At 35.4% G+C, this 7,519-nt stretch carries 4 protein-coding genes; all 4 read left to right on the top strand.

Annotated elements, in window-relative coordinates:
- The coding region (locus IM755_RS12690; RefSeq protein ID WP_194097456.1) for a gliding motility-associated C-terminal domain-containing protein at positions 1 to 911 on the top strand (911 nt) is incomplete at its 5' end.
- Between the two features lie 11 nt (positions 912 to 922).
- Positions 923 to 1,840, top strand: coding sequence for a PorP/SprF family type IX secretion system membrane protein (locus tag IM755_RS12685; RefSeq protein ID WP_194097455.1), 918 nt, complete (start codon positions 923 to 925; stop codon positions 1,838 to 1,840).
- A gap of 20 nt (positions 1,841 to 1,860) precedes the next feature.
- Positions 1,861 to 3,726, top strand: a complete 1,866-nt coding sequence (locus IM755_RS12680; protein ID WP_194097453.1) for an OmpA family protein — start codon at positions 1,861 to 1,863, stop codon at positions 3,724 to 3,726.
- Positions 3,727 to 4,155: 429 nt separating this feature from the next.
- Positions 4,156 to 7,519, top strand: a 3,364-nt coding sequence (locus IM755_RS12675) for a hypothetical protein (RefSeq protein ID WP_194097451.1), incomplete at its 3' end; no start/stop codon positions are given.

The raw sequence follows: 7,519 nt of genomic DNA, 5'->3' as shown, positions 1-7,519 counted from the left end.
CAGTTGCAACAGGAAGTTTTCAAATCACAGGATATAATGCAGCGAATACGTATACTTTCACACCAAGTGTTGTGAGTATTTCAGGAACAGGATTGGTAACAGCAAATGCAGGAACCTATACTTTCACAGTAACGAATGCATCAGGTTGTACTTCAACAGCATCAGCAAATATTGTGGTAAATCCGCAACCAACAACACCTACAGCGCCAACAGTTGGGGCAGTAACGCAACCAACATGTTCAGTTGCAACAGGAAGTTTTCAAATCACAGGATATAATGCAGCGAATACGTATACTTTCACACCAAGTGTTGTGAGTATTTCAGGAACAGGATTGGTAACAGCAAATGCAGGAACCTATACTTTCACCCTAACGAACGCATCAGGCTGTACATCATCGGCATCATCGTCATTGAGTATTGATTCCGTTCCTTCGTCACCGATAGTTTCGACGGTTTCGGGATGTAATGGAGCAATTTTTGAAATCACAGCATCGGTTGATTCGGGCATGGCTACATATGAGTGGTATGATAGTTCATCGAATTTAATAGGAACAACAGCAACGATTGCAATTACAGAATCGGGAACTTATGAGGTAATAGCTACTGTTAATTCGTGTACTACTACTGAGTTTGTAACGGTAGATAAATCGCCATGTGTTATACCAAAAGGAGTTTCTCCAAATAATGATGGATTGAATGATACCTGGAATTTATCAGGATTAAATGCTAAGAAAGTTCAGATATTCAACCGTTACGGAGTTGAGGTTTATAGTAAATCGGACTATACTAATGAGTGGGAAGGAAAAACGAATTCAGGAGATGAATTGCCATCAGCTACTTATTATTATGTGGTGTCATTACCAAATGGTGAAGTTAAAACGGGTTGGGTATATATTAATAGAGAAAATTAAAAGCAGATAAGATGAAAAATAGAATTATTCAAGTTGTTGTTTTATTTATAGGAGTATTTGCTTTTGCCCAGCAAGACCCACATTACACGCAATATATGTATAACATGAGTGTGATGAATCCTGCATATGCGGGTAGTAAGGAGAATTTATCGATGGGATTGCTATACAGAAAGCAATGGGTTGAGATAGAGGATGCACCTACAACGGGTACATTTTTTGGACATGCCCCAGTAGGTAAGAATGTAGGTATGGGATTGTCGTTTATAAACGATAAGATTGGTCCAGTAGAGGAAAATAATATTTACGCAGATTTCTCCTATACATTAAATTTAGGAGGGGAACATAAGTTAGCATTCGGAATAAAAACGGGTCTTACTTTGCATAAAGTAGGTTTATATGACGATGTTTATTCAACGTTACCTGATGCGAACGACCCTGCTTTTTCAGAAAACACGAGCAATTCATATTTTAATATTGGATCAGGACTTTTCTATTATACGAATAAGTATTACTTAGGATTTTCGGTTCCTAATTTAATGAAGTCGAAACATTTAGATTTTAATGGGAGACAATTTGGATCAGAAGTATCACACTATTTTTTAACAGGAGGATATGTGTTTGATATCAATGATAACGTGAAATTCAAACCGTTTTTCATGATGAAGTCAGCATTTAATGCCCCAACATCATTAGATTTATCAACGAACTTTTTGTTTAATCAGAAGTTTGAGATAGGCGCTACGTATCGTTTAGAAGACAGTTTTGGTGCGATGGTAAATTATGCAATAACGCCTAATTTAAAATTAGGATATGCTTACGATCATATTGTATCTGATTTGAACGTAACCACACCATCATCACACGAGATTATATTGTTGTTTGATTTGAACTTCCCGAAAAAAGTATCAAGTTCACCAAGATTCTTCTAACCTAAACCGACCAAAGTACAATGAGAAATTTATATGTAACATTAAGTTTTGTGATGGTAAGTGGAATGCTTAGTGCACAAAATCAATACACTAAAACAGCAGACAAATTATTCGATAGATACGAGTATGTTGATGCTGCTAAAGAATATTTAAAATTAGCCGAAGGCAGTAAAGCGGATAACTACGTTTACAAGCAATTAGCAGAGAGCTACTACAATGTTTTCAATACGAAAGAAGCCGTAAAATGGTACGCTAAAGTAGTAGAGCAAAAGCAAGAAGCGGAAACATATTACAAATATGCCCAAATGCTAAAAGCAGAAGGAAATTTTAAGGAAGCAGACAAACAAATGCAACAATTTGCACAATTGGCACCAAACGACCAAAGAGCAAAAACATTTGTAAGCAATCCAAACTACCTTCCAGAATTGAAAGGACAAACGAAATTGTACGACATTGCTAAATCAGATGTAAGTAGCGATAAAACGGATTTTGGAGCAGTACTTACCAATGACAACAATGTATATTTTGCAAGTGCTAGAAACACCTCAAAAAGAAACAGTAACTTTAACGATGAGCCTTATTTAGATATCTATAAAGCTACTTACAATGCTAATGGAACCATTAGTGATGCCGTAGCAGTAGACAACCTAAATACAAGATGGCACGACGGACCTGCAAGTATTACAAACGATGGTAATACAATGTACTACGGTAGTGAAAGTTTTAACGAAAAAGAATTTACTAAAGACAAAGCAAAGAATTCGAAATTCGGAAAAATTTATTTGTATAAAGCTACCAAAGAAGGTGATAAGTGGGCAAATAGTAAACCACTTCCGTTTAACAATAAAGAATATGATGTTAGAAATCCAAGCATTAGCAAAGATGGAAAAACATTGTACTTCTCATCTAACATGCCGGGAGGCTTTGGAGGAGAAGACATCTGGAAAGTATCGGTAAACGGAGACGAATATGGTACACCAGAAAATTTAGGAGCTAAAGTAAACACAGAAGCAAACGAGAGTTTTCCATTTATTACAGACGACAACATTTTGTTCTTCTCATCAAATGGAAAAACAGGATTTGGAGGATTGGATGTATTCAAAATGGATTTAAACAAAGGTTCTGAAGCAATGAACGTTGGCGAACCAGTAAATACTTCAAAAGACGATTTTGCTTTCACTTACAACGCTACTAAGAAAGTAGGCTTCTTCTCAAGTAATAGAGATGGAGTAGATAATATCTACAAAGCAGATCCCGTATGTAACGTACAAGCTTTAGTTCGAGTAAAAGATGCTAAAACTGGAAAAGTTATTGAAGGTGCTACAGTATTGTTAGTAGATGAGAAACAAAAAACAGTTTCTAATCAAACAACGGCATTAAATGGAGAAACGTTGACAGGCGTTTTATGTAATACAGCTTATAGTGCTCAAGTATCAAAACAAGGATACGAAAGTGGTGTGTTTGAAGTAGCAAAAGCAGAAAATGAGCAAGTGGTTGTGGAAGCTTTGTTAACCCCAATCATGCCAATCATTACAGAGAGAGAAGTGATTTTACAACCTATTTACTTTGAGTTCAACAAAAGTAATATTACAGCAGAAGGTGCAGCCGAGTTAGATAAGTTAGTAATGGTAATGAACGAATATCCAAATATGGTCATCTTCGCAAAATCACATACTGATAGTAGAGGTAGTGATAAGTACAACATGAACTTATCAGACAGAAGAGCAAAATCGACTGTTCAATACTTAATCAGCAAAGGCATTGCAAAAGACAGAATTTCAGGACAAGGATTTGGAGAAAGCGAACCAAAAGTAGCTTGTAAACCATGTACTGAAGAACAATATGCACAAAACAGAAGAAGTGAATTCTTAATTGTGAAAAAATAAAGATAGTTTATAGTTGATTTTTAGTTGAAAAGGCATCGCTTAATTTTAAGTGGTGCTTTTTCTTTTATTTATAGGGTATTGCGTGTAATAAAAAATATTGTATAGGTTTTTTTGTAAAATGGTGTTTAAAATTTAATTAATAAACTATTTTATAATTAATATAATAAAATCAAATCTGAATTACATTTTAAATATATATTAATCTCATTATAAATAAGGTGTTTTGTTTTTTTATTTAAAATCTGAATTACAAAAAAGTGCTATTTTTTGTAATTTTTTATTCGAATGGATTTATAATTTTGGGACTGTAAAAAAAGTTTACCATTATAAATCTAAAAGTAAATGAATTCATCCCTAATACAATCTGTGCGAAATATTTTTAGTGTTTTTATTTTGATGACTAGTATATCTGCATGGTCACAAAATATATTGATTAGTCAAGGGGGAACTGTGAATGTTTCTGGAGGTGAATTTTTTTATGATGCAGGAGGAGCTGCTGGAAATGATGGAATTACAAACTACACAATTACATTATTACCTCCTGCAGGCAAAAGTGTATGTGTAGATTTTACTTCTTTTAGTTCTTTTGGTTCTTTAGAAATATTTGATGGAACAACAACAGCAGCAACAAATATTGGTTCTTTAAAAGGAAATTATGGAACAGCTTATAATGCAGCAGGAAGTCCTTATAATACGGGTCAACCTGCATTAGGAGGTGTAGTTCAAGCGGAATTAAAACCGGGTATATTTTGTGCAAACAATGCAACAGGAGCCTTAACTTTTCGATTCACTAATGGAGGTTCTCAATCAATAGGATGGATTGGAAATGTAATTACATATGTTAAACCTACAACAGGATGTACAGTAAATATAACTGCTTTACCCACAACGCTATGCTTAGGAAGTTCAACTGTACTAACTGCTACAGGAACAATTGGTTCAGGATTAATAAATAATGACTTCAATTCGGGCTCTTTAGGTGCTGGCTGGACAGGAACTCCAGGTGGAGTGGCATTTGTTAATGTGCTTTCATGTCAGCCTAATTATGGTTACAATACTCAAAATACTGATGGTTCAATTTTTGCTTGGATGCAAAGTGTTGCAGCGCCTAGAATTTTAGAATCTAATACTTTTGATGTAAGTAATGGTGGTGTTTTAAGTTTTGATTTTAGAGAAGCTTCAGATGATAATGGAGGTAATGGTTGTGAGGCGCCAGATGATAAAGAAGGTGTTTATATCCAATATTCTACAAATAATGGTACATCTTGGAACAACATGAAATTGATGTTTCCAAGTGTGGAAAGTAGTTTTCCTTCCGCAGCTAATATAGGATGTGGAACGTATGTTTATAATTGGAATACTACTACTGTGCCGATTCCTGCAGCAGCAATGACAGCAAATACAAAGTTTAGATGGTATCAAAATTCATCAACAACAGCTTCTCAAGATAGTTGGGGAATTGATAATGTGAAAATTATTAAAAACAATCCTTCAACATTAACAATAACGGATTTATTAACTAATACTATAGTAGCAACTTCATCTTCAACTACAGCTAGTGTTACAGTTTCTCCAACATCAACAAGAACCTACAGAGCTACTATAACGGATGGAGTAACTTCTTGTAGTAATGACATTACCGTAACAGTTAATGGAACAACTCCTACAACAATAAACTATGCAGGAAGTCCATTTACAACCTCTTCTGGTGTTTCGAATGTAACCATTACTAATGGACCAGTTACTGGAAATTTTACCTCATTACCAGCAGGGTTAACAATTAATGCAACTACTGGTCAAGTCACTCCAAGTACTAGTTTATCTGGTACTTATACGGTTTATGTACCTACTACTTGTGGTACAGCAACAGCTTCAGTTGTTATTTCCTCTTCAACTTGTGCTACTTGTGCAACCCCAACATGTCCTGTGATTTCAATGACAACGACAACTGCAGCATTAGGACAAACAGGTATTGCTACTAATTTAGGTGTTGCTGGAGATCAATTGGGAAATGCTCCACTTGTTCCTGGTCAATCTATAATAATTTGTGTTCCTGTAACGGTAGTTTCAGGGTCTACAATATTAGGATTTAAACAGTTAACATCATCAAGTCCAGCGGCTTGTGGAAGTGCAACAGAAGAAGTAATTTCATATCAATTAACGAGTACAGCATGTGGCGCAACAATTCCGCCAAACAGAACAAATGCATCATCCGTTGCAAGTGGTTTCAATCCGGAATGGGATGGCCTGGCATCAGGTAATTATGTACTTTGTTTTACAATGAATGTAATCCCAAGTGCAGTATGTACTAGTGTTGATTTGCAAGGATTAGGATATTACAATGTAGTTCCAGTATGTTCAAATCCAGTTATTTTAACTCAGCCATTAGCAACTCAAACAGTATGTGTTAATTCAGTACCAAGTAATTTAATTGTTACTGCTTCAGGCACTTCTTTAACATATCAATGGTACTCAAATACTATAAATTCAAATACTGGAGGAACGATTATTGGATCCGCTACATCAGCTACTTATACACCATCAACTTTAGTTTCAGGAACTTTTCACTATTATTGTGTAATTAATAGTAGTAGTTGCACCACATCTTCATTGGTTGCAACTGTGGTTGTAAATAATTCAATTACGCCAACTCATACTAAAACGGTAGTAAACTGTTCTCCAGGTTCTATTTCTTTTACATCAGTTTTACCAACAGGAACAACTTTTGATTGGGTAAGCGGACCTTCAGGCTATACTTTTCCAATAGGTTTTACTACACCTTCAACTTCGAATACAAGTTTGTCTGGTTTGCCAGCTGGAACATATTGTGTAGATATAACATCACCAACTAATCCAGGAGGAGTAATTACATCTACTTTGTTTACAGAAACTTTTGAATCAGGATTAGGTAATTGGACACTTGATAATACTAATGGACCTAATATTTTTGTTTTAAATAATCAATACATTGGTGGAAGTTGTGTAACGGGTTTAGGAACTTTTACAGTTCCGGATGTTCCGAATCAACCAATAGCAGTTACTTCCGGACCAAATAGTAACTATCTGCACATCAAAGCTACTACTACAACTGGAGCTACTTGTGGAGCTGGCTCTCTTAATTTTATTCCATTAAATGCCAATTTTGATGGACAAACATCTGACCAAAAAGCAACATTAAATACGGTAATTAATACTGTTGGAAAAACAAATGTTAGATTTAATTTTTATTGGTTAGCTCAAGGAGAAACTAATGCGAATGGATCGGATGATTATGGTAGTATTGAATATAGTATCAATGGAGGAACAACTTGGGTCATGGTTGGTGCAAAATTAAGAAGACAAACTACTTGGCTTTCTGATTTTAGAACAGATCCTTTATGGGATAATCAACCTAATTTAAGATTCAGAATACGATGGAATAACGATGCTAGCTCTAGTATTGATCCACCTATTTCGATTGATGAAATTGTTATAACAGCTGACACAAGTACACCTGCTTCGTGTGGAGTAACAGTTCAAGAATGTATTACAATTAATGCAACACCATCGGTACCTACTATAACAACAACCGCAGCTACGTGTTTAGCAGGTGGAACCGCAACTATTAGCAATTACACATCAGGAATCACCTATGTTTTCAGTCCAACAGGACCTACAGTAAGTGGTACTGGAGCTATCTCAGGAATGACAAATGGAACGAGTTATACAGTTGCAGCATCAAATGGAAGTTGTACATCAGCGGCATCTTTATCATTTAGTACATCAGCGCAATTAACCACACCATCTGTACCTA

This window comes from Flavobacterium proteolyticum (assembly GCF_015223105.1).
In the GTDB taxonomy this organism is placed as follows: Bacteria; Bacteroidota; Bacteroidia; order Flavobacteriales; family Flavobacteriaceae; genus Flavobacterium; species Flavobacterium proteolyticum.
Note: the sequence above shows the minus strand (reverse complement) of the source record. Positions and strands in the feature narration are given on the sequence as shown.